At 62.1% G+C, this 25,683-nt stretch carries 25 protein-coding genes; 12 read left to right on the top strand and 13 right to left on the bottom strand.

Translation table 11 applies throughout. The features are described from left to right. Nucleotides 1-310: 310 nt before the first annotated feature. The 5 genes from gcvH to B2S33_RS12200 all read left to right on the top strand — a co-directional run bounded on the left by gcvH (nucleotide 311) and on the right by B2S33_RS12200 (nucleotide 5,913). Nucleotides 311-694: a glycine cleavage system protein GcvH gene (gene gcvH, locus B2S33_RS12220; protein ID WP_280076655.1), complete on the top strand. Its 384-nt coding sequence runs from the start codon at nucleotides 311-313 to the stop codon at nucleotides 692-694. An 11-nt stretch (nucleotides 695-705) separates the two neighbouring features. Continuing rightward, nucleotides 706-3,561 (top strand): aminomethyl-transferring glycine dehydrogenase, encoded by a 2,856-nt coding sequence (gene gcvP / locus B2S33_RS12215; RefSeq protein ID WP_027913766.1) that lies wholly within the window; start codon nucleotides 706-708, stop codon nucleotides 3,559-3,561. A gap of 82 nt (nucleotides 3,562-3,643) precedes the next feature. Continuing rightward, entirely contained in the window at nucleotides 3,644-4,765 is a 1,122-nt protein-coding gene (gcvT, locus tag B2S33_RS12210) for a glycine cleavage system aminomethyltransferase GcvT (protein WP_027913765.1), read from the top strand. Between the two features lie 357 nt (nucleotides 4,766-5,122). Next, a complete protein-coding gene (locus tag B2S33_RS12205) occupies nucleotides 5,123-5,335 on the top strand; it encodes a cold-shock protein (RefSeq protein WP_027913764.1) in 213 nt (70 codons plus the stop codon). A gap of 89 nt (nucleotides 5,336-5,424) precedes the next feature. Then, nucleotides 5,425-5,913: an RDD family protein gene (locus B2S33_RS12200; protein WP_027913763.1), complete on the top strand. Its 489-nt coding sequence runs from the start codon at nucleotides 5,425-5,427 to the stop codon at nucleotides 5,911-5,913. Nucleotides 5,914-6,007: 94 nt separating this feature from the next. Here the strand turns inward: B2S33_RS12200 and lptG are convergent, their stop codons facing one another. Together lptG and lptF are read right to left on the bottom strand one after the other, a co-directional pair. Then, nucleotides 6,008-7,069 carry an LPS export ABC transporter permease LptG gene (lptG, locus tag B2S33_RS12195; protein ID WP_023533306.1) on the bottom strand — a complete coding sequence of 354 codons (1,062 nt, stop codon included), beginning with the start codon at nucleotides 7,067-7,069 and terminating at the stop codon, nucleotides 6,008-6,010. Continuing rightward, on the bottom strand, nucleotides 7,062-8,177 hold the full coding sequence (lptF, locus tag B2S33_RS12190) for an LPS export ABC transporter permease LptF (protein WP_288650366.1): 1,116 nt from the start codon (nucleotides 8,175-8,177) through the stop codon (nucleotides 7,062-7,064). The genes lptG and lptF overlap by 8 nt, the downstream gene beginning before the upstream one ends. 301 nt (nucleotides 8,178-8,478) lie before the next feature. On the opposite strand from lptF, the gene B2S33_RS12185 reads away from it, so the two are divergent. The 5 genes from B2S33_RS12185 (at nucleotide 8,479) to rlmF (ending at nucleotide 14,945) form a co-directional block, all read left to right on the top strand. Beyond that, complete coding sequence (locus B2S33_RS12185; protein WP_028687060.1) at nucleotides 8,479-9,972, top strand: leucyl aminopeptidase; 1,494 nt, start codon at nucleotides 8,479-8,481, stop codon at nucleotides 9,970-9,972. Between the two features lie 48 nt (nucleotides 9,973-10,020). Continuing rightward, nucleotides 10,021-10,449, top strand: coding sequence for a DNA polymerase III subunit chi (locus B2S33_RS12180; RefSeq protein ID WP_280077970.1), 429 nt, complete (start codon nucleotides 10,021-10,023; stop codon nucleotides 10,447-10,449). A 5-nt stretch (nucleotides 10,450-10,454) separates the two neighbouring features. Beyond that, entirely contained in the window at nucleotides 10,455-10,802 is a 348-nt protein-coding gene (locus B2S33_RS12175) for a DNA polymerase III subunit chi (RefSeq protein WP_280077971.1), read from the top strand. A gap of 214 nt (nucleotides 10,803-11,016) precedes the next feature. Beyond that, nucleotides 11,017-13,863, top strand: a complete 2,847-nt coding sequence (locus B2S33_RS12170; protein ID WP_110606862.1) for a valine--tRNA ligase — start codon at nucleotides 11,017-11,019, stop codon at nucleotides 13,861-13,863. A 128-nt stretch (nucleotides 13,864-13,991) separates the two neighbouring features. Further along, complete coding sequence (gene rlmF, locus B2S33_RS12165) at nucleotides 13,992-14,945, top strand: 23S rRNA (adenine(1618)-N(6))-methyltransferase RlmF (protein WP_027913759.1); 954 nt, start codon at nucleotides 13,992-13,994, stop codon at nucleotides 14,943-14,945. 50 nt (nucleotides 14,946-14,995) lie between these two features. On the opposite strand, the gene B2S33_RS12160 is transcribed toward rlmF, so the two are convergent. Beyond that, nucleotides 14,996-15,277: an HU family DNA-binding protein gene (locus B2S33_RS12160; protein ID WP_003255106.1), complete on the bottom strand. Its 282-nt coding sequence runs from the start codon at nucleotides 15,275-15,277 to the stop codon at nucleotides 14,996-14,998. 372 nt (nucleotides 15,278-15,649) lie between these two features. Between B2S33_RS12160 and yejK the strand changes: the two genes are divergently transcribed. After that, a complete protein-coding gene (gene yejK, locus B2S33_RS12155; protein ID WP_027913758.1) occupies nucleotides 15,650-16,657 on the top strand; it encodes a nucleoid-associated protein YejK in 1,008 nt (335 codons plus the stop codon). Here yejK and B2S33_RS12150 read toward each other — a convergent pair. After that, nucleotides 16,638-16,973, bottom strand: coding sequence for a GIY-YIG nuclease family protein (locus B2S33_RS12150; RefSeq protein ID WP_104926496.1), 336 nt, complete (start codon nucleotides 16,971-16,973; stop codon nucleotides 16,638-16,640). The two genes, yejK and B2S33_RS12150, sit on opposite strands and share 20 nt — an antisense overlap. 36 nt (nucleotides 16,974-17,009) lie before the next feature. Here B2S33_RS12150 and B2S33_RS12145 point away from each other — a divergent pair, with 36 nt between their 5' ends. After that, nucleotides 17,010-17,882: a hypothetical protein gene (locus B2S33_RS12145; RefSeq protein WP_288650364.1), complete on the top strand. Its 873-nt coding sequence runs from the start codon at nucleotides 17,010-17,012 to the stop codon at nucleotides 17,880-17,882. Here the strand turns inward: B2S33_RS12145 and B2S33_RS12140 are convergent. The 9 genes from B2S33_RS12140 to B2S33_RS12100 all read right to left on the bottom strand — a co-directional run bounded on the left by B2S33_RS12140 (nucleotide 17,861) and on the right by B2S33_RS12100 (nucleotide 25,679). Next, entirely contained in the window at nucleotides 17,861-18,346 is a 486-nt protein-coding gene (locus B2S33_RS12140; protein WP_027913755.1) for a nuclear transport factor 2 family protein, read from the bottom strand. The genes B2S33_RS12145 and B2S33_RS12140 overlap by 22 nt on opposite strands. A gap of 75 nt (nucleotides 18,347-18,421) precedes the next feature. Next, nucleotides 18,422-19,702 (bottom strand): CynX/NimT family MFS transporter, encoded by a 1,281-nt coding sequence (locus B2S33_RS12135; RefSeq protein ID WP_280077973.1) that lies wholly within the window; start codon nucleotides 19,700-19,702, stop codon nucleotides 18,422-18,424. 123 nt (nucleotides 19,703-19,825) lie between these two features. Continuing rightward, nucleotides 19,826-20,872: a histidinol-phosphate transaminase gene (gene hisC, locus B2S33_RS12130; RefSeq protein ID WP_128610213.1), complete on the bottom strand. Its 1,047-nt coding sequence runs from the start codon at nucleotides 20,870-20,872 to the stop codon at nucleotides 19,826-19,828. 2 nt (nucleotides 20,873-20,874) lie between these two features. Beyond that, the gene (hisD, locus tag B2S33_RS12125) at nucleotides 20,875-22,200 is read right to left on the bottom strand and encodes a histidinol dehydrogenase (RefSeq protein WP_110606866.1); all 1,326 of its coding nucleotides are present in this window, start codon (nucleotides 22,198-22,200) and stop codon (nucleotides 20,875-20,877) included. Between the two features lie 126 nt (nucleotides 22,201-22,326). Beyond that, nucleotides 22,327-22,962 carry an ATP phosphoribosyltransferase gene (gene hisG / locus B2S33_RS12120; RefSeq protein WP_023533364.1) on the bottom strand — a complete coding sequence of 212 codons (636 nt, stop codon included), beginning with the start codon at nucleotides 22,960-22,962 and terminating at the stop codon, nucleotides 22,327-22,329. A gap of 121 nt (nucleotides 22,963-23,083) precedes the next feature. Then, on the bottom strand, nucleotides 23,084-24,349 hold the full coding sequence (gene murA, locus B2S33_RS12115; protein WP_027913751.1) for a UDP-N-acetylglucosamine 1-carboxyvinyltransferase: 1,266 nt from the start codon (nucleotides 24,347-24,349) through the stop codon (nucleotides 23,084-23,086). Between the two features lie 23 nt (nucleotides 24,350-24,372). Beyond that, on the bottom strand, nucleotides 24,373-24,612 hold the full coding sequence (locus B2S33_RS12110; RefSeq protein ID WP_019471361.1) for a BolA family protein: 240 nt from the start codon (nucleotides 24,610-24,612) through the stop codon (nucleotides 24,373-24,375). 117 nt (nucleotides 24,613-24,729) lie between these two features. Beyond that, entirely contained in the window at nucleotides 24,730-25,035 is a 306-nt protein-coding gene (locus tag B2S33_RS12105) for an STAS domain-containing protein (RefSeq protein ID WP_027913750.1), read from the bottom strand. Next, nucleotides 25,032-25,679 (bottom strand): MlaC/ttg2D family ABC transporter substrate-binding protein, encoded by a 648-nt coding sequence (locus B2S33_RS12100; RefSeq protein WP_027913749.1) that lies wholly within the window; start codon nucleotides 25,677-25,679, stop codon nucleotides 25,032-25,034. Before B2S33_RS12100 ends, B2S33_RS12105 begins: the two co-directional genes overlap by 4 nt. Between the last annotated feature and the right edge of the window lie 4 nt (nucleotides 25,680-25,683).

The following is a 25,683-nucleotide window of genomic DNA, read 5'->3' as shown; positions in this document are numbered from 1 at the left end:
CCTTGATTATCGCTATACAGCGTCACGCTATTGGCGAGTAAGGCATGAGAACAATCGTATCGAATTCAATACACTGTATCCAAAACGTTACACACTACAAACCTACGACGTACTGAGAGAGGATGGCGCCCAATGGCATTAACAGGACGTGAGCGTATCGAATTCGTTACAACAGCCCATGTGATGTTCAGCAAGCTAGCACTCCGCCCCCCGCTTTCCCGGGCCTACGCCCAGTTGGCCACGTTATTGCTTACTGAAAACCCACCAGAGCGCGAACCTAATCGCGCCACCCGGTCCACGAGGATTTTTCATGAGCGAGTTGCGTTTCACCGACGACCACGAATGGCTGCGTGTAGAAGCTGATGGCAGCGTCACCGTAGGTATCACGGCCTACGCCCAGCATGCACTGGGGGATGTGGTGTTCGTGCAGCTGCCGGAGCTGCAGCACTATGACAAAGGCAGCGAAGCGTCCACCGTAGAGTCGGTCAAGGCTGCTAGCGGGGTGTACATGCCGCTGTCCGGCGAGGTGATCGAGGTCAACGCCCAGCTCGAAGAGCGCCCCGAGCTGGTCAACGAGGACCCGCTGGGCGAAGGCTGGTTCTTCCGCATCAAGCCTGCCGACGCCAGCGCTGTGAACGCCCTGCTCGACCAGGAGGCCTATGACCGCCTGCTCAACGCCAACGACGACGCCTGAGGAATCACGCCATGACCATCAACCTCGGCACTGCCAATGAGTTCATTGCCCGCCACATCGGGCCACGCAGCGAAGACGAGCAGGCCATGCTCGCCACCCTGGGCTTCGACTCGCTGGAGGCCATGACCGACGCCGTCATCCCCGCCAGCATCAAGGGCACCAGCGTGCTGGGCACGGACGATGGGCACAGCGAAGCGGATGCGCTCGCCGCCCTGAAGGCCATCGCCGGCAAGAACCAACTGTTCAAAAGTTACATAGGCCAGGGTTACTACAACACCCACACGCCCGCGCCCATCCTGCGCAATCTGCTGGAGAACCCGGCGTGGTACACCGCGTACACGCCCTACCAGCCAGAAATTTCCCAGGGCCGGCTGGAAGCTCTGCTCAATTTCCAGACCCTGATCAGCGACCTCACAGGGTTACCGATCGCCAATGCGTCGCTGCTCGATGAGGCAACGGCCGCTGCCGAGGCCATGACGTTCTGCAAGCGCCTGTCGAAGAACAAGGCCAGCAACCGCTTCTTTGCCTCAATGCATTGCCACCCCCAGACCCTCGATGTACTGCGTACCCGCGCTGAACCTCTGGGCATCGAAGTCGTGATAGGCGACGAGCAGACGCTCGACGATGCCAGCCCGTTCTTCGGCGCCTTGCTGCAATACCCCGCCAGCACCGGTGGTATCTTCGATTACCGGGAGGTGGTGCAACGGTTCCACCACGCCAATGCGCTGGTGGCCGTGGCGGCGGACCTGTTGGCCTTGACCCTGTTGACCCCGCCTGGCGAGTTCGAGGCCGATGTGGCCATTGGCAGCGCCCAGCGCTTTGGCGTGCCCCTGGGCTTCGGCGGGCCTCATGCGGCCTACTTCGCTACCCGCGATGCCTTCAAGCGCGACATGCCAGGGCGCCTGGTGGGCGTGTCGATAGACCGCTTCGGCAAGACGGCACTGCGCTTGGCCATGCAGACACGTGAGCAGCACATTCGCCGCGAAAAGGCCACCAGCAACATCTGCACCGCCCAGGTGCTGCTTGCCAACATTGCCAGCATGTTCGCCGTCTATCACGGCCCTGAAGGTCTCACGCGCATTGCCCAACGTACCCATAGCCTGACCGCCATCCTGGCCCAGGGCTTGCGTGCAATGGCTGTGACGGTGGTGGGCGACACGGCATTCGACACCCTGACCCTGGCCACTGGCGATGCCACCCTCGGCCTGCACGAAAAAGCCCGTGCACAAGGCATCAACCTGCGTCAGGTCGATGCCGGCCATGTGGGCGTATCGCTGGACGAAACCACCACTCCGGCGGATGTGCAGGCGCTGTGGCAGCTGCTTGGCGATGGTCAAACGCAACCTGACTTCCAGGCGCTGGCCGCCAGCAGCGGTACGCTGCTGCCCGAGGCCTTGTTGCGCCGCTCGACGTTCCTGGAACACCCCGTGTTCAACCGCTATCACAGCGAAACGGAGTTGATGCGTTACCTGCGCAAGCTGGCCGACAAGGACTTGGCCCTGGACCGCAGCATGATCCCGCTGGGCTCGTGCACCATGAAACTCAACGCTGCCAGTGAAATGATCCCGGTCACCTGGGCAGAATTCGGCAACCTGCACCCCTTCGCCCCGGCGCAGCAGAGCCAGGGCTACCTGCAATTGACGTCGGAGTTGGAGGCCATGCTCTGCGCAGCCACGGGCTACGATGCCGTATCGCTGCAACCTAACGCCGGTTCTCAGGGCGAGTACGCGGGCCTGCTGGCGATCCGCGCCTATCACCGCAGCCGCAACGAGGGGCATCGCGACATCTGCCTGATCCCTTCTTCAGCCCACGGCACTAACCCGGCAACGGCCAACATGGCCGGCATGCAGGTGGTGGTCACGGCCTGCGACGCGCGCGGCAACGTCGACGTCGCCGACCTGCGTGCCAAGGCCATCGAGCACCGTGAACGCCTGGCAGCGCTGATGATCACCTACCCGTCCACCCACGGGGTGTTCGAGGAGGCGATAGGCGAGATTTGCGCCATCATCCACGACAACGGCGGCCAGGTTTACATCGACGGTGCCAACATGAACGCCATGGTCGGTCTGTGCGCACCGGGCAAATTCGGGGGCGATGTGTCGCACCTGAACCTGCACAAGACCTTCTGCATTCCCCATGGCGGCGGTGGTCCGGGCGTTGGGCCGATCGGTGTGAAATCGCACCTGGCGCCCTTCCTCCCGGGCCATGCTGCCCTGGGCACTGCCGAAGGCGTGGTATGCGCCGCACCCTTCGGCAGCGCCAGCATCCTGCCGATCACCTGGATGTACATTCGCATGATGGGCGGCGCAGGGCTCAAACGGGCTTCGCAGATGGCCATCCTCAATGCCAACTACATCGCCCGCCGCCTGGAGGAGCACTACCCGGTGCTGTACACCGGCGGCAATGGCCTGGTCGCCCACGAATGCATCCTGGACCTGCGCCCGCTCAAGGACAGCAGTGGCATCAGCGTCGACGACGTGGCCAAGCGGTTGATCGACTACGGCTTCCATGCCCCGACCATGTCGTTCCCGGTGGCAGGCACGCTGATGATTGAGCCGACCGAAAGCGAATCCCGGGAAGAACTGGACAGGTTCTGCGCGGCCATGATCCAGATCCGCGAGGAAATCCGTGCGGTAGAGGACGGCACGTTGGACAAGGATGACAACCCGCTCAAGAACGCGCCGCACACCGCAGCGGAACTGGTGGGCGAATGGGCTCATGGTTACTCCCGCGAGCAAGCGGTCTACCCGCTGCCTGGCCTGGTGGAAAGCAAGTACTGGCCGCCTGTGAGCCGGGTCGACAACGTCTTCGGCGACCGCAACCTGGTCTGTGCCTGCCCCTCGATCGAAAGCTACCAGGACGCCTGACAGCGCCGGATCGTGAGTGTGTCATTCGCCTGGCGGTCAATGTCCCCGGACATTGACCGAAAACCCATGCAAGGAGTCATCGATGTCCGAAACACTGCTCAAAACCCCACTGCATGCCCTGCACCTGGAACTGGGTGCGCGCATGGTGCCCTTCGCGGGCTACGACATGCCGGTGCAGTACCCTCTGGGTGTGCTTAAAGAGCACCTGCACACCCGAGAACAGGCCGGGTTGTTCGACGTCTCGCACATGGGGCAGATACTGCTCAAGGGTAGCGACGCTGCCAGGGCGCTGGAAACGCTGGTGCCGGTCGATATCATCGACCTGCCCGTTGGCATGCAGCGCTACGCCATGTTCACCAACGAACACGGCGGCATCCTCGACGACCTGATGGTCGCCAACCTGGGTGACGACACGCTGCTGCTGGTGGTGAACGCCGCCTGCAAGGATCAGGACCTGGCGCACTTGCAGCGGCATATCAGCCAACGTTGCGAGGTACAGCCACTGTTCGATCAACGTGCTCTGCTCGCCTTGCAAGGGCCGGCAGCGGCCAAGGTCCTGCAGCGTCTGGCGCATGAAGTGGCGGACATGACGTTCATGCAGGTGCGACCTGTCACGTTGCTGGGCCACCTGTGCTGGGTCAGTCGGTCGGGCTACACCGGGGAGGATGGTTATGAAATCTCCGTGCCGGTGGCAGGTGCCGAGACGCTCGCCAGAGCGCTGCTCAAGCAGCCAGAGGTCCAGCCGATCGGGCTGGGGGCCCGTGACTCGTTGCGTCTGGAAGCCGGCCTGTGCCTGTATGGCCATGACATGAACGCCGACACTTCACCCGTGCAGGCGAACTTGTTGTGGGCAATGTCCAAGTCGCGCCGGGCCGATGGTGCGCGTGCTGGGGGCTTTCCGGGCGCACAGGCCATCTTCGATCAGCAACGTGAGGGTGTGAAACGCAAGCGGGTCGGTTTGCTGCCCCAGGAACGCACGCCTGTACGCGAAGGCGCCGAGATTGTCGATGCAGAAGGCACCTCGGTTGGCACCATCTGCAGTGGCGGCTTTGGACCCACACTCAGTGCCCCTGTGGCGATGGGTTATGTGGACACCGAACAGTCCGCACTGGACACGCTTCTATATGCACTCGTGCGTGGAAAGAAGGTGGCCTTGAAAGTCAGTAAAACCCCATTCGTTGCGCCCCGTTACTATCGCGGTTGAGGCAGACTCATCAGCGGCGTGGCAACGTTCGGCATCTTCGTTTGCGAACGTTGCCCGCGCCACTGCGAACATGGCGCCAGGCCAGGCACCATGCACTGTTCGGCGGTTTGGCCGCTGGTTGTAAAACAGTCACTTTCCACCCGCTGGAAGGCTTGTTTTTCGCTCGGCAGTTGGCGTAGAGTCAACGCACTGTGTTTGCATGGGTCGCAACAGTTCGTGACCTGGGCCAGTAGCCGCAATCTGCTACAACCCGTTCGACGTCTCTTACTTTCCTGCAACCCAGCCCAGTACTCTTTTGCTTGTTTGAAAGCGAAAGAAAACTGTCATCCAAACCTAAGTTTCATAGGAAATAAGATTATGTCTACCCGTCAGAACGGTATCGTCAAGTGGTTCAATGACGAAAAAGGCTACGGCTTCATCACCCCAGAAAGCGGTGCTGATCTGTTCGTGCACTTCCGCGCCATCGAAGGCAACGGCTTCAAAAGCCTGAAAGAAGGCCAGAAGGTCACTTTCGAAGCCGTTCAAGGCCAAAAAGGTATGCAAGCTGACAAGGTACAGGTTGCTGAATAAGCCTTGTCACCTTCCAAAAAGCCCCTGCTCAGTGCAGGGGCTTTTTTTTGCCCGTAGAATGGCGCCTTTGCATGATGGAGCTGTTCTGCATGTCCAAGCCTGTGCTGCTTCCCCAAGGTGATTTCCCTCCGGTCGGCCTGGGCAGGCGCCTGGCCGCGGTGTTCTATGACTTTTTACTGTGTACGGCCCTGCTGATCGTCACTGCGGGCCTCTACAAGATGGTCCAGATGGCGATCATCGGCCAACAGCGTATGCGCGAACTTACCGAAGCAGGCGCGCTCGACGGCGACCCTTTGCTGTCCACGGTGCTGCTGTTCGTGCTGTTCGGTTTCTTCGCCAAGTTCTGGACCCATGGCGGGCAGACGCTGGGCATGCAGGTCTGGGGCGTGCGTGTGCAGAACGCCGATGGCTCGCCCATCACGCTCTGGCAGGCGCTGTTGCGGTTTATCGTTTCCATTGCCTCGTGGCTGTGCCTGGGACTGGGTTTTTTCTGGGCCCTGATCGACAAGCGCAAACGCAGCTGGCATGACATCTACTCCGAGAGCCAACTGGTTCGAGTCCCCAAGCCGAAGAAGTGAGCGCTCTACTCAAGCGGCAGCGGCCATGAAACACAAGGGGCCGCAATAGCGGCCCCCAGGGTCAAGCACGCAGCCATGGGGCTGCGCAGCAGGCTTATCCAGCGCGGCGCAACAACCACAAGCCTGCCACGGCACAGATGCCGGCTGGCAGCACCACCGCAAGCAACGGCGGGAAGCCGAACACCTGGCTGGATGGACCCAGCAGGTCCTGAGCGATACGGAACACGAAGCCCACCAGCACGCCGGTGAAGACACGCTGACCAAGCGTCACCGAGCGCAGCGGGCCGAAGATGAACGAAATGGCCATGAGTACCAGGGCTGCCGTGATGGCCGGTTGCAGGACCTTGGTCCAGAACGCCAGCCAGTAGCGGGCATTGTTCAACCCTTGGTCGGACAGGTAGTGGATGTAGTCCCACAGGCCGGTGATCGACAGCGATTCAGGCGCCAGCACCACCGTGTTGAGCAACTGCGGCGTGACCGACACATCCCACTGTTCTTCAGGGTTTTGCACGACTTCGGTACGGTCACCATGGAACAGCGTGGTGCGCACATCGGTCAGCAGCCAGTGATCGTTTTCGTAACGCGCCCGGCGCGCGAAGCTGGAGCTGATGATCTTGCGCTGGTCGTCGAACCGGTAGCGGGTCACACCCAGCAGAAGGCCGTTGGGCTGCACGGAGTTGATGTGCACGAACTCCTCGCCCTGCCGGTGCCACATGCCGCGCTTGGAGCTTTGCGCTTCACCGCCACCCTGGGCGAGGGAGCGATCGGCCTGGGCTTTGTTTTCGGTAACCGGTGCCACGTACTCGCCGATCAGCAGGCCAACCAGCATCAGCACCAGCATTGGTTTCATCACCGCCCAGACGATGCGACCGATCGACACCCCAGCAGCGCGCATGATGGTCAGCTCGCTGCTGCTGGCCAGCGTACCCAGGCCGATCAGGCAGCCGATGAGCGCGGCCATCGGCAGCATGTCGTACAGGCGCCGCGGTGCGGTGAGCAGCACGTACTTGCCTGCTTCGAGCACCGTGTAGGTATCGCTCAGGTCGCCCATTTCGTCGATGAAGGCGAACAGCGAGGCCAGCCCCAGGATGATGCCCAGGACAGCCAGAATAGCCACCAGCACGCTTTGGCCGATATAACGATCGAGCTTAGCCACGGGCCACCTCCGCACGACGGGCTGCGCGCTTGAGGCGAAGAGGTTCCCAGTACATCAGGCCCAGGCCGATGAGCAGGAACAGCCCATGCACCCACCACATGCCAAGGGCGATGGGCAGCTTGCCCTTCTCGAGTGCACCGCGCACGGAAATCAGCATTGTCAGGTACGCCATGTACAGGAGGATGGCTGGCAGCAGCTTGAGGAAACGCCCCTGCCGAGGATTGGCCCGTGACAGCGGCACGGCGAGCAGGGTCACGATGAACACCAGGATCGGCAGTGACAGACGCCATTGCAACTCGGCGCGTTCACGCAGGCCCGTAGCGCCGAATAGTTGGGTAGTGGGAATGGCCTCCCGCTCGGTGACCTCCTCGCTGACTTCAGGCTTGGGCAACAACACGCCATAGGTGTCGTACTTGATGGCGCGGTAGTCGGCCTGGCCTGGGTTGCCGTCGTAGCGGTAGCCGTTTTCGAGCACCAGATAACGGTTGCCATCGGCCTGGATTTCCTGGTGCCCGCGCTCGGCCACCAGCACCGACGGGGCGCGGTCCTTGGTCTTGTCCTGGTTGAAGCGTTTTTCGGAGATGAACACGCCGCCCAGGTTTACCCGGTCATCTGAAAGCTGCTCGGTGTAGGTCACCCGCGAACCATCGCGCAGGGTCTGGAAGCGGCCCGGCACCAGGGTGTCGAATTCGGTCAGGGCATCCTGCTGGCTGATGATCTTCTGCACCTGGGCCACGCCCAGGGGTGCAAGGCTCAGGCTCAGCCAGGCCACCAGCAGGGCCACCAGCGCTGCAGGCGCCATGGTCATGGCCAGCAAGCGCTGCTGGCTCATGCCGGTGGCCGACAACACGGTCATTTCGCTTTCCAGGTACAGCCGGCCATAGGCCAGCAGAATACCCAGGAACAACCCCAGCGGCAGGATCAGTTGCAGGAAGCCCGGCAGGCGGAACCCCATGATCAGGAACAGTACGCCAGGGTCGAGCACCCCCTGTGCAGCCTGGGCCAGGTATTTGATGAAGCGCCCGCTCATGATGATCACCAGCAGCACGGCGCTGACGGCGCTCAAGGTCACCAGGACCTCGCGGGAAAGATAACGAAAGACGATCAAACCAGACACTCCTGGGTTGTCAGCACGGACTGCCAATCGATGGCACCAGACGATGACTTAGTACATCCAAGGCCAATGCTGGTTCGCCCAAGGCGAACCTCCATATAAAGTGCGCGCATTATCCTGTGATTGACCGCGCCTGTCACTTGGCCGCGCATCGCACAGCACGCCGGGGTTGTCAGCACGCCGGCCGCAGGCTCAAACTGGCAGCTTTTCCACTGGCCTGCCACTGCGCAGCCAGTCGCGTTCCAAGCGCCGGCCAGCACGGCGCCACACGTATCGATCATTCGGGGACCCTGAGATGGAACTGGTTGTAAAAAGCGTAGCCGCTGCATCGCTCAAGACCGCAACGCTGGTCATCCCAGTCGGTGAAAAACGTGCCTTGGGCACCGTGGCCCAGGCCGTGGACCTGGCAAGCGAGGGCGCCATCAGTGCGGCGCTCAAGCGTGGCGACCTGGTGGGCAAGCCTGGCCAGACGCTGCTGCTGCACGCCGTTGCAGGCCTGAAGGCCGAGCGTGTGCTGCTGGTGGGTAGCGGCAAGGACGAGGCACTGGGTGATCGCACCTGGCGCAAGCTGGTGGCCAGCGTTGCCGGCGTGCTCAAGGGCCTCAACGGTGCCGACGCCGTTCTGGCACTCGATGACATTGCGCTGAGCAACCGCGATGCAGGCTATGGCAAATATCGCCTGCTGGCCGAAACCCTGCTCGACGGCGAGTACGTGTTCGATCGTTTCAAAAGCCAGAAAGCCGAGCCTCGTGCGCTGAAAAAAGTCACCCTGCTCACCACCAAGCTCGGCCAGGCCGACGTGGAGCGCGCCGTGCGCCACGCCAATGCCATCGCCACTGGCATGGCCTATACCCGTGACCTGGGCAACCTGCCGCCCAACCTGTGCCATCCAAGCTACCTGGCCGAGCAGGCCAAGGAGCTGGGCAAGGCGCACAAAGGCCTGAAAGTCGACGTGCTGGACGAGAAGAAGATCAAGGACCTGGGCATGGGCGCGTTCTACGCCGTCGGCCAGGGCAGCGATCAACCTCCGCGCCTGATCGTGCTCAACTACCAAGGCGCCAAGAAAGGCGACAAGCCTTTCGTGCTGGTGGGCAAGGGCATCACCTTCGACACTGGCGGCATCAGCCTAAAGCCCGGTGCCGGCATGGACGAGATGAAATACGACATGTGCGGCGCAGCCAGCGTGTTCGGCACCCTGCGTGCGGTGCTGGAACTGCAGCTGCCCATCAATCTGGTGTGCTTGCTCGCCTGTGCCGAGAACATGCCCAGCGGCGGCGCCACTCGCCCCGGTGACATCGTGACCACCATGAGCGGCCAGACCGTTGAGATTCTCAACACCGACGCCGAAGGTCGCCTGGTACTGTGCGATACCCTCACCTACGCCGAGCGCTTCAAACCCCAGGCGGTGATCGATATCGCCACGCTTACCGGCGCCTGCATCGTCGCCCTGGGCAGCCACACCAGCGGTCTGATGGGCAACAACGACGCGCTGGTCAGCCAACTGCTCGAGGCGGGCAAGCGTGCCGATGACCGCGCCTGGCAATTGCCGCTGTTCGACGAATACCAGGAACAACTGGACAGCCCGTTCGCCGACATGGGCAATATCGGCGGCCCGAAAGCCGGCACCATCACCGCCGGTTGCTTCCTGTCGCGATTCGCCAAGGCCTATGACTGGGCGCACCTGGATATCGCGGGTACCGCCTGGATCAGCGGCGGCAAGGACAAGGGTGCCTCCGGTCGCCCGGTGCCCTTGCTGACCCAGTACCTGCTGGACCGCGCTGGCGCCTGACGGCAACCGCCGGCAGTGCCTCGGGCATTGCCGGCTGACGGAACCCACATGAGCAAAGTCGACTTCTACATACTGCCTACCGATTCGCTGGAGGCGCGCCTGGATTTCGCCTGCAAGCTGTGCGACAAAGCCTGGCGGCTCGGCCATCGCGTCTACCTGCACTGCCAGGATGAGGATCAGCGTGCCGCTTTGGACACGCGTTTATGGGCATTCAGGGGCGAAGCCTTCGTGCCCCATGACCTGGCAGAAGATCACGCCGATGCGAGCGTGGCGCTTGGCGTCGGTGATCACGCCCAGGGGCACCAGGACTTGTTGATCAACCTGGGCGCCGATGTTCCCGGCTTTGTCAGCCAGTTCGAGCGGGTTGCCGAGATCGTGGTTGAAGAGGCAGCGATCCGCCGATCGGCGCGTGAGCGATTCCGTTTCTACCGTGAACAAGGCTATGCTCTGCAAGACCACCGCTTACAGCGATTTTGATGACGATGGACAAGCACGCTCCCCTGCCCGGCTCTACCCACCTGCTCGACGATCTTGAGTCGATTCGCCAATTGCTTGGCGATGCCGACCTGCAACCGCCTTTGCTCACCGACACGGTGGAGCAGGTGCCTGTACGCGTTGACGCCGCTGCCGATCCGGCTGCCAGCGACACCGCCCAGGACGACCCGCAGGCACGTCGCCAGGACACCCTGCTGCACCTTGAAAGCGAACTGCGCGCTGCAGCGCAGATGATCATGCAGGATGTGATCAACGACTTTACCCCGCACATCGAAAACGAGATCAAGCGTCGCCTCGATGCGCGCATCGAGCGGTTGATCAAGCGTTCGGAGTGAAGGGGCTACCGGGCACCTGCTCTTCACCCGCCTGCAAGCTACTGCTCCTACTGGCGAAGCTGTAACGTTCTGCTGCGGCACAGGACGCTTGCCGTCACGCGGCTGTCTTTCCCCGCACCGGGCAAACCCGCCCAGCAGCCGCTTGTCGCCTGCGCCCTCCGGCTTGGTTATACTTCCCGGCTTCCCCGAATAAATGCACAGGGTCCCGCCGCGCATGGATAAGACCTACCAGCCGCACGCCATCGAAACTTCCTGGTACAACACCTGGGAAGCCGAAAACTATTTCGCTCCACAAGGTGCAGGCGAGTCCTACACCATCATGATTCCGCCGCCGAACGTGACCGGCAGCCTGCACATGGGCCATGGTTTCAACAACGCGATCATGGATGCCCTGATCCGCTTCCGCCGCATGCAGGGTCGCGACACCCTCTGGCAGCCTGGTACCGACCACGCGGGCATCGCCACGCAGATGCTGGTCGAGCGCCAGCTTGAAGCCAAGGGCCTGAACCGTCATGACCTGGGCCGCGAACAGTTCCTGGAAAAAATCTGGGAGTGGAAAGACCAGTCGGGCGGCAACATCAGCCGGCAGATTCGTCGGCTCGGCTCCTCCGTGGACTGGAGCCGCGAGCGCTTCACCATGGACGATGGCCTGTCCGAAGCGGTCAAGGAAGCGTTCGTGCGCCTGCATGAAGACGGCCTGATCTACCGGGGCAAGCGCCTGGTCAACTGGGATACCAAGCTGCACACCGCCATTTCCGATCTGGAAGTCGAAAGCCACGACGAGAAAGGTCACCTGTGGAACCTGCGCTACCCGCTGGCCGACGGTGCCACCACCGCCGAGGGGCTGGATTACCTCGTGGTCGCCACCACGCGTCCGGAAACCCTGCTGGGTGACGCTGCCGTCGCGGTCAACCCCACCGACGAACGCTACCAGGCCCTGATCGGCAAGTTCGTCGAGTTGCCGCTGGTTGGCCGTCGCATCCCTATCGTTGCCGATGACTACTGCGACCCTGAGTTCGGCACCGGTTGCGTCAAGATCACCCCGGCCCACGACTTCAACGACTATGAAGTCGGCAAGCGTCATAACCTGCCGCTGCTGAACATTTTCGACAAGAATGCCGTGGTGCTGCCAGCAGCCCAGGCATTCAACCTCGATGGTTCGCTCAATGACCAGGTAGACACCGCCCTGCCGTCCCAGTACGCCGGCCTCGATCGCTTCGTTGCACGTAAGCAGATCGTTGCCGACCTGGAGGCTCAGGGCCTGCTGGTCGGCATCGACGACCATGCCTTGAAAGTGCCCAAGGGCGACCGCTCGGGCACCATCATCGAACCGTGGCTGACCGACCAGTGGTACGTTTCCACCAAGCCGCTGGCCGAGCCTGCCATCGCTGCGGTCGAGGATGGCCGTATCCAGTTCGTGCCCAAGCAGTACGAGAACATGTACTTCTCCTGGATGCGCGACATTCAGGATTGGTGCATCAGCCGGCAGCTGTGGTGGGGCCATCGCATCCCGGCCTGGTACGACGAGGCGGGCCGGGTCTATGTCGGGCGCAACGAGGAGGAAGTGCGCAGCAAGCACGGCCTCGGCGCGGACGTGAACCTGCGCCAGGATGACGACGTGCTCGACACCTGGTTCAGCTCGGGCCTGTGGACCTTCTCAACCCTGGGCTGGCCGGAGCAAACGGAGTTCCTCAAGAAATTCCACTCCACCGATGTGCTGGTCACCGGCTTCGACATCATCTTCTTCTGGGTTGCGCGCATGATCATGTTGACCATGCACCTGATCAAGAACGAGGACGGCACGCCCCAGGTTCCGTTCAAGACCGTGTACGTGCACGGCCTGGTGCGTGACGGCCAGGGCCAGAAGATGTCCAAGTCCAAGGGCAACGTGCTGGACCCACTGGACATCGTCGACGGCATCACCCTCGATGCCTTGCTGGAGAAACGCACCAGCGGCATGATGCAGCCCAAGCTGGCCGAGAAGATCGCCAAGCAGACCAAGGCCGAGTTCCCCGAGGGTATCGCCAGCTACGGTACCGACGCCCTGCGTTTCACGTTCTGCTCCTTGGCCTCGACCGGTCGCGACATCAAGTTCGACATGGGCCGCGTCGAAGGCTATCGCAACTTCTGCAACAAAATCTGGAACGCCGCCCGCTACGTGCTGGACAAGGGTGAGGACTGTGGGCAGAACGGCGAGGCCTACGAGCTGTCGCTGGCCGACCGCTGGATCATCTCGCAGTTGCAGCGCACCGAAGCTGAAGTGACCCGTCAGCTCGAACAGTTCCGCTTCGACCTGGCCAGCCAGGCACTGTACGAATTCATCTGGAACCAGTACTGCGACTGGTACCTGGAGCTTTCCAAGCCAGTGTTGTGGGATGAGCAGGCCCCTGTGGAACGCGCCCGTGGCACGCGCCGCACCCTGGTTCGCGTGCTGGAGGTGGCACTGCGCCTGGCCCACCCGTTCATGCCGTTCATCACCGAGGAAATCTGGCAGCGCATTGCACCGTTGGCCGGCGTCGAAGGCAGGACCATCATGCTGCAGCCCTGGCCTCAGGCCAATGACGCCCGCATCGACGTGGCCGCCGAAGGCGACATCGAGTGGCTCAAGGAGCTGATGGTCGGCTTGCGCAACATTCGCGCTGAAATGAACATCGGCCCTGGCAAACCCCTGCCGCTGTTCCTGAAGAACGCCAGCGCCGACGACCAGCGCCGCCTGCAGGAAAACGAAGCCTTGCTCAAGAAATTGGCCAAGGTCGAATCGTTCACCGTGCTGGGCGACAACGACGAGGCGCCATTGTCCGCCACGGCGCTGGTGGGTGACCTTCAGGTGCTGGTACCGATGGCCGGGCTGATCGACAAAAATGCCGAACTGGCTCGCCTGAACAAGGAAATCCAGCGCCTGCAAGGCGAAGTGGCGCGCGTGGGCGGCAAGCTGTCCAACGCCGCGTTCGTCGACAAGGCACCGCCTGCCGTCATCGAGAAGGAGCGCGCCAAGCTGGCCGAGTCCGAGCAGGCGTTGGCGAACTTCACCGAGCAGCATGCGCGGATTGCAGCGCTGTAACCTGACCGTGCAGTGCTGACTGACGAGGGCTCAGCCCTCGTTCGCGGCCAGCCCCGGGGCAACCGGGCCGGCCGCGACCGGGCCGTCCAACGGTCTGGGGGCCAGCACCTGCAACACCGGACCCGAGCATGACCCAGAGCAAACCCACCCTGCACCCGCGTAACCGCCATCAAGGGCGCTACGATTTTCCCAGCCTGATCAAGGCACACCCTGATCTGGCGCGCTTCACCCTCACCAACCCCCATGGCAAACCCAGCATCGATTTCGCCAACCCCGAAGCGGTGCGAGTGTTCAACCGTGCCCTGCTCAAGGCCCAGTACGGGATCCAGCATTGGGACATCCCCGCCAACTACCTGTGCCCGCCGATTCCAGGTCGCGCCGACTACCTTCATGTGGCCGCCGACCTGTTGGCTGCCGATAACGCAGGCCAGCTCCTCAAAGGCGCTCAGGTGCGCGTGCTCGACATCGGCGTGGGTGCCAACTGCATCTACCCGCTGCTGGGCCATAGCGATTACCGCTGGCGCTTTCTGGGCTCGGACATCGATCCGGTAGCATTGGCGTCGGCCAAGGCGATCATTCAGGCCAATGGCTTGGACAAGGTCATCAACCTGCGCCAGCAGAGCAACCCTGCGCATATCCTCAGCGGCCTGCTCAAGGACGACGAGCGCTTCGACCTGACCCTGTGCAACCCGCCCTTCCATGCCTCACGCGAGGAAGCCACCCGTGGCAGCCAGCGCAAATGGAAGAACCTGGGCAAACAGGACCCCAAGCGCAAGCTGCCCGTGTTGAACTTCGGTGGCCAGAACAACGAACTGTGGTGCGAAGGCGGTGAAATCCGCTTCGTCACCCAACTGATCAACGAGAGCGCGCAATACGCCAGCCAGACACTGTGGTTCACCAGCCTGGTGTCGAAGGCCAGTAACCTGCCGGCACTGGAGGCAGCCTTGAAAAAGGCGGGGGCCGCGGCTGTGCGCGTTGTTGAAATGGGCCAAGGACAGAAACAAAGCCGCATGCTCGCCTGGAGCTTCCATGACGATGCTGCGCGCCAGGCATGGCGCGCCAAGCCCATTTCACAGGCATGAAAAAACCGCGCTCGGGTAACCCGGGCGCGGTCAGGTCACTGCATCGACAATTACTTGTTGATGGCGTCGGTCAGCACTTTGGCCGGTACGAACTTGACGACTTTCTTGGCAGCGATTTCGATGGCAGCGCCAGTCGAAGGGTTGCGGCCGGTACGGGCAGGACGCTCGGAGACTTTCAGCTTGCCGATGCCTGGCAGGGTGATTTCAGCGCCGTTTTCCAGTTGGTCGGCAACGATCTGGCCCAGTTGCTCCAGAGCGTTCTTGGCGGTGGCTTTAGGCGCTGCGATCGATTCGGCGATGTCGGCAATCAGTTGGTCTTTGGTCAATGCCATGGTGGTGTTCCTTCCCTATCAAATTCGATGGTTATGCAGCGAACGACGACGTTATCGGGCCAGCCCCGACGAGATTGGAGGGCCGCGCCAATTGGGTATGTAGATACGCAAATCAGCGTTTGGTTCGACACGCCGAGCGCGTACTGCAGCAATGCGCCACAACAGGGGCGCAAGACGGCGCAAAACTACCACAGCAGCGGATAAATATCCGCTGCCACCCCTGATTTAATGCAGGTTTTCAGGCCTTGATGATGAAAAGACCGCAGATTTGAGTAAAAAACCGCCAACCTGCGATTCTGCTTCGATCCGCCCACTGAATCACCCAGCGTCTGAGGTAAACTTCAGTGCTTTTGTACCTGTCCGAGACTCCCCATGCCAATCCGACATTGCATCGTTCACCTGATCGACAAAAAGCCCGATGGCAGCCCTGCCGTATTGCACGCACGTGACGCCGAGCTCGCGGCCTCGGACGCCATCGAGAACCTGCTAGCCGACCTCAATGACAGCTACAACGCCAAACAAGGCAAGGCTTGGGGGTTCTTCCACAGCGAGTCCGGCGCTTATCCGCTCAGTGGCTGGCTGAAACAGTACCTAGAGCAGGAGCAGGATTTCACCGCCTTCAGCCGGCAGGCTGTGGAGCATCTGCAAAAGCTGATGGAAGAGTCCAATCTGTCCACCGGCGGGCACGTTCTGTTCGCGCATTACCAGCAAGGCATGACCGAATACCTGGCCATCGCATTGCTGCACCACAGCGAAGGCGTTGCCGTGAACGCCGAGCTCGATGTCATGCCTTCGCGGCACCTGGACCTGGGTCAGTTGCACCTGGCAGCACGCATCAATCTTTCGGAATGGAAGAACAACCAGAACTCCAAGCAGTACATCTCGTTCATCAAAGGCAAGAACGGCAAGAAAGTCTCGGATTACTTCCGTGACTTCATCGGTTGCCAGGAAGGTGTGGACGGGCCGGGCGAGACGCGCACGCTGCTCAAGGCGTTCAGTGACTTCGTGGAAAGCGAGGACCTGCCTGAGGCCTCTGCCCGCGAAAAGACCCAGACGCTGGTGGACTACGCCACCACGCAGACCAAGTTGGGCGAACCGGTGACGCTCGAAGAACTGTCCAGCCTGATCGATGAGGATCGGCCCAAGGCGTTTTACGACCATATCCGCAACAAGGACTACGGGTTGTCACCGGAGATTCCTGCCGATAAGCGCACCCTCAACCAGTTCCGTCGCTTCACCGGCCGTGCCGAAGGGCTGTCGATCAGTTTCGAGGCGCACCTGCTGGGCGACAAGGTGGAGTACGACGAAGCTGCTGGCACCTTGATCATCAAAGGTTTGCCCACGACGCTCGTGGATCAGCTCAAGCGTCGCAAAGACTGACCGCACGGCATGCAGGTTCGGCGTTGTAGGAGGACACCAGTGCCTCTTTCGCCGACTTGCGCAGGCGCTTGACCAGCCTTTCCTGGCGCAAGGCTTCGCTTTTGTCTGGCCACCGCTCCATGTAGACCAGGGCCTGGGCAGGGCTGCTTTTGAAAAAGCGTGCCCCCTGGCCTTTGCGGTGCGCCTCGAAGCGCCGCCGCGGGTCATCGCTGATGCCACAGTAGAGCGCGCCATTGGCCGCCCTGACCAGGTACACATACCATGGTTTGATTACCTGATCCGGTACTCTTTCACTCACCACAACGGTTGTATCCATCATTAACTTCATGAGCCCACTCGACGAGGGCTCATCATGCTCCATTTGCAGATTCGTTCACTGCTGGCCACTGCGGTACTCGCTGCAACTGCCAGCGCACAGGCTTCGATTGGCGCCCAGACCGCCGCCCGCATGCAGGAAAACTATAACGCCACCCCCACCCAGTGCGAGGGCAATGCCGTGCCGGCCCATGCCTGCTCTGGCGTCTTGCTGAGGTCCACGCTTCCATCTCCGTACTATCACACCTGGCATCATAGCCAGAACAGCAAGGACAAAGGTGGTGTTTCGTTTTCCTACCTGCGCAGTGACTTGCCGACCACTGGCCTGGCCGCCGATGGTCGCAGTGGCTTCACCTTGTATCCGCTGATACAGCGACCCGCTGGATCCCTGCGCTATGAAATGCTCTGCGCATGGCCCACCGACGGCGACACCTGGGAACGTGACAACCGGGGGTGCGGCGACAATCGACAGACACCCGAACGTGAAACGGCTTGCCATGAGCAAGGCGTGCACACGGCCGAAGACTGGATCGCACGCTTCAGGCTGACCGGCGACTACAAGCGTCAATGCGCCTTCGACATACGCCGGGCGCACATACCGGAACGCGCGGAAGCCTTCCACCAGACCCTGCGCACGCAACGGTTGTTTGCTGACGAACTGCCCTTTGTCTGGAACGAGATAGTCATCGGCGCTTGGGATGAAGCCCGCGCGGGCGAGCTGCCCATCCAGTCATTCTTTTACATCGACGGGGAGTCCGGTGCCCTGGAGCAGGCCCAGGCAGATCAGAAGGACTGGCACCGCACCCATGGCGGCTTCATACCCGTCATCAAGGTACGGCTACCCTGGCCGGCCGGCGAGCGTGCCACGTTCACCTATCACGACCGTGATCAGGCCGTTGCCGCCCCTTGAGCGTGCTGGTACGCCCGCAAGCCCTTGAATGCCTGGTGGCGTACTTTGGCCTGTAGCCAAGGTGTCCAGCCCAGCAGTAGCCCTGGCGCACCCAGGGCCTGGCGGGACCAGGCCCACAGGTCGAAGTCGTCTTGATGCCGGTGTATCAGCCCATCGCGGATCTCGAAGCGTGCCTGGATGGTGTTGACCACGTCTCGTCCGGTCTGGGCGAAGACGTAAGTGGCAGTCCATTGCGCCGAACCACCGCGCTCATCGGCACACACGTTGTCGTAGCGCAGGGAGAAATCCTTGGCGCGCCGGGTCAGCATTCGCCACATGTCGCCGGCGTCCCTGCCACGCAGCGTGCCGAAGACCGGATCACTGAACACCACGTCATCGCTGTAACAGGCGACCATGGCCTGGGCATCAAGCCGCTGGAACGCCTGGTAGAAACGGGTTATCAACTCGCGGTTGGCATCGCTCATCAAAGGGCCTTCCCTTGGGTTAAAACCGCACGATAATCCGCGTCGCCGGGTTACGCCAGTACCACCGTGAAACCATCAGACCTTCTCGCTGGTGACCTGCACATGCAACGCGCGCCCTGCCCCCAGGCCAAACACGATGGCCCCTGCACCGAGCACCGCAAACACCCAACCCAAAGCACTCCAGCCTCCGGTCAGGTCATGCACCAGGCCCACGGCGAACGGACCCATCGACGCCAGCGTATAGCCAACGCCCTGAGCCATGCTGGAGAGGTTTGCCGCCACATGCGCATCCCTTGAGCGCAGCACGATCAAGGTCAGTGCCAGGGCAAACGTGCCACCCTGGCCCAGGCCCAGCAGCACTGCCCAGCCCCACAGCCCCGACAAGGGTGCGTAAAGGCAGCCGAACAGTCCGCAAAGGGTCACCAGCATGACCACCACGATCGCTAGGCGCTGATCACGTCCACGGGTGGCCAACCAGGGTGCCGCAAGCGAGCTGAACAGTTGCATGATCACCGACCCCGACAGCACCAGGCCCGCCTGGGTTGGGCTAAGGCCGCGGCCAATCAGGATAGAGGGCAGCCAGCCGAAGACAATGTAGGCGAGCGAGGACTGCAGGCCCATGTACAGTGTGACCTGCCATGCCAGCGGATCACGCCAAAGGCCACGCACGCGATAGGCGACCTTGTGCACGCCATGACCGTTGCGCGCCTGTGGGAGCCAGACCAGCATGGCCAGGATGGCCGGTAGCATCCAGAACCCGAGTGCAGGCGCCCAGCTGTCGCCAAAGGCATGCGCCAGCGGCACGGTTGCGCCTGCTGCCATCGCCGCCCCCAGGCACAGCGCCATGGTATAGACGCCGGTCAGCGTGCCGGCATGCTGTGGAAAGTCGCGCTTGACGATACCCGGTAGCAGTACACCGATGATGCCGATACTGGCACCGGCCAGCAGGCTGCCCAGAAACAGACCCGTCGTGTCCAGGGTGCTGCGCAGGACAATGCCCAGTGCCAGGGTAGCCAGAATGCCAAGGACTACCCGCTCGCTGCCGATTCGTCGCGCCAGCATGGGCGCGAGTGGCGCGAACAGACCCAGGCACAGGACCGGCAAGGTCGTCAGCAAGCCTGCCTGCGCTGCGCTGAGGCCCAGCCCGTCCGAGACCTGCCCCAGCACCGGCGCCATGCTCGACAACGCAGGGCGCAGGTTCAGGGCCACCAGTACCAGACCGAGCAACAGCAGCCAGGGTTTGTGCCTGACCGGCGGCTGGCTCTGCACCTGCTCGTCGTCCGCCTCGGCGTCGATGAGCAACGGATCGCTGTCATGATCCACTGCTGGGGTTTTGGGCATTCTGGATTCAGGCATTGGTAACTCGTGTCAGAGGGCGAGCAAGATCAGGTGCGTCGCCTGGGCCGCACCCGTGGTTGGATAACCTCGAAACAAAGACGCACGCCATGAGCCTTGCGGGACATGGCGAACGCAGCGACGTCATGCCAGGGCGTCGAGCAACGCCTGATTCATTTCAGGGGTGCCAATGGTGATGCGCAGGAACTGATCGATACGCGCCTGCTTGAAGTGACGCACGATGACCCCTTGCTCGCGCAACTGCGCCGCGAGGGCGGCGGCATCGTGTCGAGGATGGCGGGCAAAGACGAAGTTGGCTGCCGATGGCAGCACCTCGAAGCCACGCGCTTGCAACTCGGCCACCAACGCTTCGCGGCTGTCGATCACTTTCTGGCAGGTCTGCTGGAAATACGCTCGATCGGCGAATGCCGCTGCTGCACCGACGATGGCGGCGCGGTCCAGTGGGTAGGAGTTGAAGCTGTTCTTGATCCGCTCCAGTGCCTCGATCAGGTCCGGATGACCTACGGCCAAGCCCACCCGCAGGCCGGCCAGGGAGCGCGATTTCGACAGGGTCTGGGTTACCAGCAGGTTGTCGTAACGGTCTACCAGGCTGATCGCCGTCTGACCGCCGAAATCGATGTAGGCCTCATCGACGACCACCACCGAATCCGGGTTCTGCTGCAAGAGTTGCTCGATGGCCTGCAACGGCATCAGGCAGCCAGTCGGCGCATTGGGGTTGGGGAAAATGATACCGGCGTTGGGCTTGCGGTAGTCCTCGACACGAATCTGGAACTGCTCGTCCAGGGGCACCTGCTCATAGGCAATGCCGTACAGCCCGCAATACACCGGATAGAAGCTGTAGCTGATGTCTGGAAACAGCAGAGGCGCATCGTGCTGGAACAGGCCATGGAAGATGTGCGCCAGCACCTCGTCCGAGCCGTTGCCGACGAATACCTGGGCAGCGGTGACGCCGTAGTAGTCCGCGACCGCTTGCTTCAGGTGATCGCCATTGGGATCAGGGTACAGGCGCAGGCTCTCGTTGATTTCACCGCGCATGGCTTCGAGCGCCTTGGGCGACGGGCCATAGGGGTTCTCATTGGTGTTCAGCTTGACCAGGCGGGCAAGCTTGGGCTGTTCACCAGGAACATAGGGCACTAGCGCCTTGACGAAAGGGCTCCAGAATCGACTCATGCTCAGTTCCCCTTCTCGGTAGTCAGAATGCGGTATTCGGCACTGCGCGCGTGGGCGGTCAGCGACTCGCCGCGGGCCAGCACGGAGGCCGTGCGCCCCAGTTCGGAAGCGCCCTGCTCCGAACAGAAGATGATCGATGAACGCTTCTGGAAGTCATAGACCCCGAGCGGGGACGAGAAGCGTGCAGTGCCAGAGGTGGGCAGTACATGGTTCGGACCCGCGCAGTAGTCACCCAGTGCCTCGCTGGTGTGACGCCCCATGAAAATGGCGCCAGCGTGACGGATGTGCGGCAACCACGCCTGTGGATCTGCCACTGACAACTCGAGGTGCTCGGGCGCGATACGGTTGGCCACCTCGATGGCCTGCTGCATGTCGCGCACCTGGATCAATGCCCCCCGCCCATTGACCGACTTTTCGATGATGTCGGCCCGCTCCATGGTCGGCAGCAACTTGTCGATGCTTTCCGCGACACGGTCGAGGAATGCAGCGTCCGGGCTCACCAGGATGGCCTGGGCGTCCTCGTCGTGCTCGGCCTGGGAGAACAGGTCCATGGCGATCCAGTCTGGATCGGTCTGGCCGTCACACACCACGAGGATCTCGGAGGGGCCGGCGATCATGTCGATCCCGACCTGCCCGAACACATGGCGCTTGGCCGTGGCGACATAGATGTTGCCCGGGCCGACGATCTTGTCGACCTTGGGCACGCTGGCAGTGCCATAGGCCAGAGCAGCCACGGCCTGGGCGCCACCGACGGTGAACACGCGATCGACACCGGCGATACAGGCCGCGGCCAGCACCAGTTCGTTGACCTCGCCACGCGGTGTAGGCACCACCATGACCACCTCGCCCACACCCGCCACCTTCGCGGGAATGGCGTTCATCAGCACGGATGAGGGGTAGGACGCCTTGCCGCCAGGCACGTACAACCCGGCGCGATCCAGCGGGGTGACCTTCTGACCCAGCACGGTGCCATCGGCTTCGGTGTACTGCCAGGAGTCCTGTTTTTGCCGCTCGTGGTAAAGACGCACGCGCTCGGCGGCTTTTTCAAGGGCCGCACGCTGGGTGTCAGTGATGCGGGTCAGTGCGAGCTCGAGCCGCTGACGATCGAGGATCAAGTCCTGGATCGAGTCGGCTTGCAGGCCATCGAAGCGCTGGGTGAACTCCACCAGGGCGTCGTCGCCGCGCTCGCGCACAGCCTTGATGATGTCGAGCACGCGCTGGTTGACCGCCTCATCGGACACACTCTCCCAGCTCAGCAGATGATCCAGATGTCGGGCGAAGTCCGGGTCAGCAGCGTTGAGACGGGCAATTGCAGTGGACACGGTCATGGCGAGGGCCTCGGTTGATGACGAATGCTCAGGCGCCCTAGGCTACCAGTCCATCCGCGCGGGCACCTGAGAAAAGTGGCTATGACGCGGATAGACGGGCGCGACAGCGAAGGTCGCGCGCAGAAGTCAGCCGCGGTGTCGCGATTCGACCGCTTTACGCAGGGTGTCGATCAGGCTCTGGATGCGGGCGTGCTGCATTTTCATGGAGGCCTTGTTGACCACCAGGCGGGAGCTGATGTCGGCGATCATCTCCTGGGGTTCCAGGCCGTTGGCACGCAAGGTGTTACCGGTATCGACCACGTCGATGATCTTGTCGGCCAGGTTGATCAGCGGCGCCAGCTCCATGGAGCCGTACAGCTTGATGATGTCGACCTGACGGCCTTGCTCGGCATAGTAACGTTTGGCCACGTTGACGAACTTGGTGGCCACCCGCAGACGCCCCTTGGGCTCTGGCGCACCAACCACCCCGGCGGTCATCAGCTTGCAGCGGGCAATCTGCAGGTCCAGCGGTTCGTAGAGACCTTGGCCGCCGTACTCCATCAACACGTCCTTGCCAGCCACGCCCAGGTCGGCGGCGCCATGCTCGACATAGGTCGGCACGTCGGTGGCACGCACGATCAGCAAGCGCACGTCGTCCTGCGTGGTGGGAATGATCAGCTTGCGGCTCTTGTCCGGGTTCTCGGTGGGTACGATACCGGCTTCGGCCAGCAACGGCAGGGTATCGTCGAGAATACGGCCTTTGGAAAGCGCGATGGTCAGCATTGGAACGTCAGTCCTTAAGCGGCTACTGCTGGCCAGGTCAACGACCTGGCGGCATTCAATTCATGAGGCTCAGGCAGGGCAAGCGAGGCTGCACGCTTTCCTGCACTGCGCCAACGGGCTCCTAGCCCGGCACGCGACGGATCTTCGCGCCCAGCATCTGCAGTTTTTCCTCGATGCATTCGTAACCACGGTCGATGTGGTAGATGCGGTCGATCAGGGTGTCCCCTTCGGCTACCAGGGCCGACAGTACCAGACTGGCCGAGGCGCGCAAGTCGGTGGCCATGACCGGGGCGCCCTTGAGCGCATTGACCCCAGTGACGATGGCCGTGTTGCCCTCGACCTGGATCTGCGCGCCCATGCGGTGCATTTCATACACGTGCATGAAGCGGTTTTCGAAGATCGTCTCGATGACGGCGCCAGTGCCTTCAGCGATGGCGTTGAGCGAGATGAACTGCGCCTGCATGTCGGTCGGGAAGGCAGGATAGGGCGCGGTGCGCAGGTTGACGGCCTTGGGCCGCTTGCCGTGCATGTCCAGCTCGATCCAGTCGGTACCGGTGCTGATGTCGGCACCGGCTTCCTTGAGTTTTTCCAGCACCGCTTCAAGGATGGTGGGATCGGTGTCCTTGACCTTGACGCGGCCACCGGTCACGGCAGCGGCGACCAGGTAGGTACCGGTCTCGATACGGTCGGGCATGACCCGGTAGTTGGCCGAACCCAAACGCTCCACGCCATCGATGGTGATGGTGTCGGTGCCTGCGCCTTGCACGTTACCGCCCATGGCATTGATGAAGTTGGCCAGGTCGACCACTTCAGGCTCGCGCGCGGCGTTCTGCAACACGCTGCGACCCTTGGCCAGGGCTGCGGCCATCATGATGTTCTCGGTACCGGTCACGCTGACGGTATCGAAGAAGAAGTGCGCGCCGCGCAGCCCGCCTTCGGGCGCCTTGGCCTTGATGTAGCCGGCCTCGACTTCGATCGTTGCGCCCATGGCTTCCAGGCCGCGGATGTGCAGGTCGACCGGGCGTGAGCCAATGGCGCAACCGCCAGGCAACGCCACTTCGGCTTCACCGAAACGGGCAACCATGGGGCCGAGCACCAGGATGGAGGCACGCATGGTCTTGACCAGCTCATACGGCGCTACCAGGGTCTTGATGCTGCGCGGGTCGATTTCCACCGCCAGCTTTTCGTCGATCACAGGCTCGATGCCCATGCGCCCGAACAGCTCGATCATGGTGGTGATGTCGTGCAGGTGCGGCAGGTTGCCTACGGTGACCGGGCCATCGGCCAGCAAGGTGGCGGCCAGGATTGGCAGGGCGGCGTTTTTCGCACCCGAAATGCGGATCTCGCCGTCAAGACGCGCGCCACCAGTGATAATCAGTTTGTCCATTTGGAATCTCGCCGCCTTGTGGCTCAGGTGCGCTCAGCCCAAGCTGCGCTGCTGAAAAATTTCATGGTTACCGCATGGATGCTGCCATTGGCGATCCATGGATTGAGGTGGGCGTAGATCGCCTGCTGACGCTTGACCGGGCTAAGGCCAGCCAGCTCGTCGCTGATCACGTTCAACTGGAAGTTGCAGCCTTCGCCTTCAACTTCGACCCGGGAACCCGGCAATTTTTCTTCAAGGAAGCTTTTAACTTCTAGGGCCTGCATGCTCAACCTCAATCGGCGCCCGATGCGCACGGGTCGGCCATCATACAAAAAAGCCCCTCGCCTGCGAAGCCCAACGAGGGAGTTCACTGACCGAGGGGCGATTCTACCGCCAGCGCTTCAGCTCGCCAGCACCTCGTCGAGGTCATAAACCTGGGCGATGTCACGCATGTCATCAGGCAGGCCCTGCACCTGGCAGCGCTTGCCAGCGGCCTGAGCATCGCGCATGAAAGCCAGCAACAGCGACAGGCCCACGCTTGTGGAATGCTCGACGGCCGTGCAGTCGATGATCAGCTGCGCATCACCGCTGGCCTTGATCAGCGCCTGGCCCTGCTTGCGCAGCGCAGGGCCACTGCGGTAGTCCAGCACGCCGGCCAGGCGCAGTACGCCAGGCTCGTTCATGCTTGCGGTGGCGGCCGGGCTCATTTGACAGCCTTCTCCGGGGAGCTGTCGGCGCTCTGCTTGGCCTTGGCCACTTCGCCGGCCCAGCCGTCGATGGTCTTGTCCAGGTTGTTGCCATTGCGCTGCATGGCATCGGCGAACTGATCACGGAACAGCTTGCCGATGTTGATGCCGTTGACAATCACATTGCGCACCTTCCACTCGCCAGCGATGTTCTCCAACGTGTACTGCACCGGGTACACCGCACCGTTGTTACCGGTGACCTTCATGCCAACACTGGCACGCTTGCCATCATCGGCCTTGGCCGGGTCGACCACGATTCCTTCGTTGTTGTACTCAAGCAGGGCATTGCCGTAAAACTGCAGCAGGCTGCGCTTGAAGTTTTCCTGGAAGCGCTGCATCTGCTCGGGCGTGGCCTTGCGCGAATACTTGACGGTCATGATGCTCCTGGAGATACCGTCGGCATCGACCACCGGGCCGAGAATCCGATTGAGCGACTCGTAGAACGCATTGGGGTTGGCCTTGTACTGCTGCTTGTTGGCCTTCAGGTCACTCAGCAATTCGTTGGTGGTGCTCTGGATCACATCGTGGGGCGATTGTGCCGCCACGGCCAGCAAGGGGAAAGCCGCCAGCAGAACCAGCAGGCCACGTCGCAGAATCGATATCATGGAA

Source organism: Pseudomonas sp. UBA5568 (genome assembly GCF_002425525.1).
In the GTDB taxonomy this organism is placed as follows: domain Bacteria; phylum Pseudomonadota; class Gammaproteobacteria; order Pseudomonadales; family Pseudomonadaceae; genus Aquipseudomonas; species Aquipseudomonas fulva.
This window is presented reverse-complemented; position numbering and strand designations above follow the sequence as displayed.

Coding starts and splice junctions, on each gene's coding strand:
- B2S33_RS12140 (WP_027913755.1), bottom strand. CDS start 18,346: ATGAGCGATGCCAACCGCGAGTTGATAACCCGTTTCTACCAGGCGTTC.
- gcvP (WP_027913766.1), top strand. CDS start 706: ATGACCATCAACCTCGGCACTGCCAATGAGTTCATTGCCCGCCACATC.
- B2S33_RS12150 (WP_104926496.1), bottom strand. CDS start 16,973: ATGGATACAACCGTTGTGGTGAGTGAAAGAGTACCGGATCAGGTAATC.
- rlmF (WP_027913759.1), top strand. CDS start 13,992: ATGACCCAGAGCAAACCCACCCTGCACCCGCGTAACCGCCATCAAGGG.
- B2S33_RS12180 (WP_280077970.1), top strand. CDS start 10,021: ATGAGCAAAGTCGACTTCTACATACTGCCTACCGATTCGCTGGAGGCG.
- hisC (WP_128610213.1), bottom strand. CDS start 20,872: ATGAGTCGATTCTGGAGCCCTTTCGTCAAGGCGCTAGTGCCCTATGTT.
- B2S33_RS12105 (WP_027913750.1), bottom strand. CDS start 25,035: ATGAGCCCGGCCGCCACCGCAAGCATGAACGAGCCTGGCGTACTGCGC.
- hisG (WP_023533364.1), bottom strand. CDS start 22,962: ATGCTGACCATCGCGCTTTCCAAAGGCCGTATTCTCGACGATACCCTG.
- B2S33_RS12160 (WP_003255106.1), bottom strand. CDS start 15,277: ATGGCATTGACCAAAGACCAACTGATTGCCGACATCGCCGAATCGATC.
- B2S33_RS12185 (WP_028687060.1), top strand. CDS start 8,479: ATGGAACTGGTTGTAAAAAGCGTAGCCGCTGCATCGCTCAAGACCGCA.
- B2S33_RS12135 (WP_280077973.1), bottom strand. CDS start 19,702: ATGCCTGAATCCAGAATGCCCAAAACCCCAGCAGTGGATCATGACAGC.
- B2S33_RS12175 (WP_280077971.1), top strand. CDS start 10,455: ATGGACAAGCACGCTCCCCTGCCCGGCTCTACCCACCTGCTCGACGAT.
- yejK (WP_027913758.1), top strand. CDS start 15,650: ATGCCAATCCGACATTGCATCGTTCACCTGATCGACAAAAAGCCCGAT.
- hisD (WP_110606866.1), bottom strand. CDS start 22,200: ATGACCGTGTCCACTGCAATTGCCCGTCTCAACGCTGCTGACCCGGAC.
- B2S33_RS12110 (WP_019471361.1), bottom strand. CDS start 24,612: ATGCAGGCCCTAGAAGTTAAAAGCTTCCTTGAAGAAAAATTGCCGGGT.
- B2S33_RS12170 (WP_110606862.1), top strand. CDS start 11,017: ATGGATAAGACCTACCAGCCGCACGCCATCGAAACTTCCTGGTACAAC.
- B2S33_RS12200 (WP_027913763.1), top strand. CDS start 5,425: ATGTCCAAGCCTGTGCTGCTTCCCCAAGGTGATTTCCCTCCGGTCGGC.
- B2S33_RS12100 (WP_027913749.1), bottom strand. CDS start 25,679: ATGATATCGATTCTGCGACGTGGCCTGCTGGTTCTGCTGGCGGCTTTC.
- gcvH (WP_280076655.1), top strand. CDS start 311: ATGAGCGAGTTGCGTTTCACCGACGACCACGAATGGCTGCGTGTAGAA.
- B2S33_RS12145 (WP_288650364.1), top strand. CDS start 17,010: ATGCTCCATTTGCAGATTCGTTCACTGCTGGCCACTGCGGTACTCGCT.
- B2S33_RS12205 (WP_027913764.1), top strand. CDS start 5,123: ATGTCTACCCGTCAGAACGGTATCGTCAAGTGGTTCAATGACGAAAAA.
- gcvT (WP_027913765.1), top strand. CDS start 3,644: ATGTCCGAAACACTGCTCAAAACCCCACTGCATGCCCTGCACCTGGAA.
- murA (WP_027913751.1), bottom strand. CDS start 24,349: ATGGACAAACTGATTATCACTGGTGGCGCGCGTCTTGACGGCGAGATC.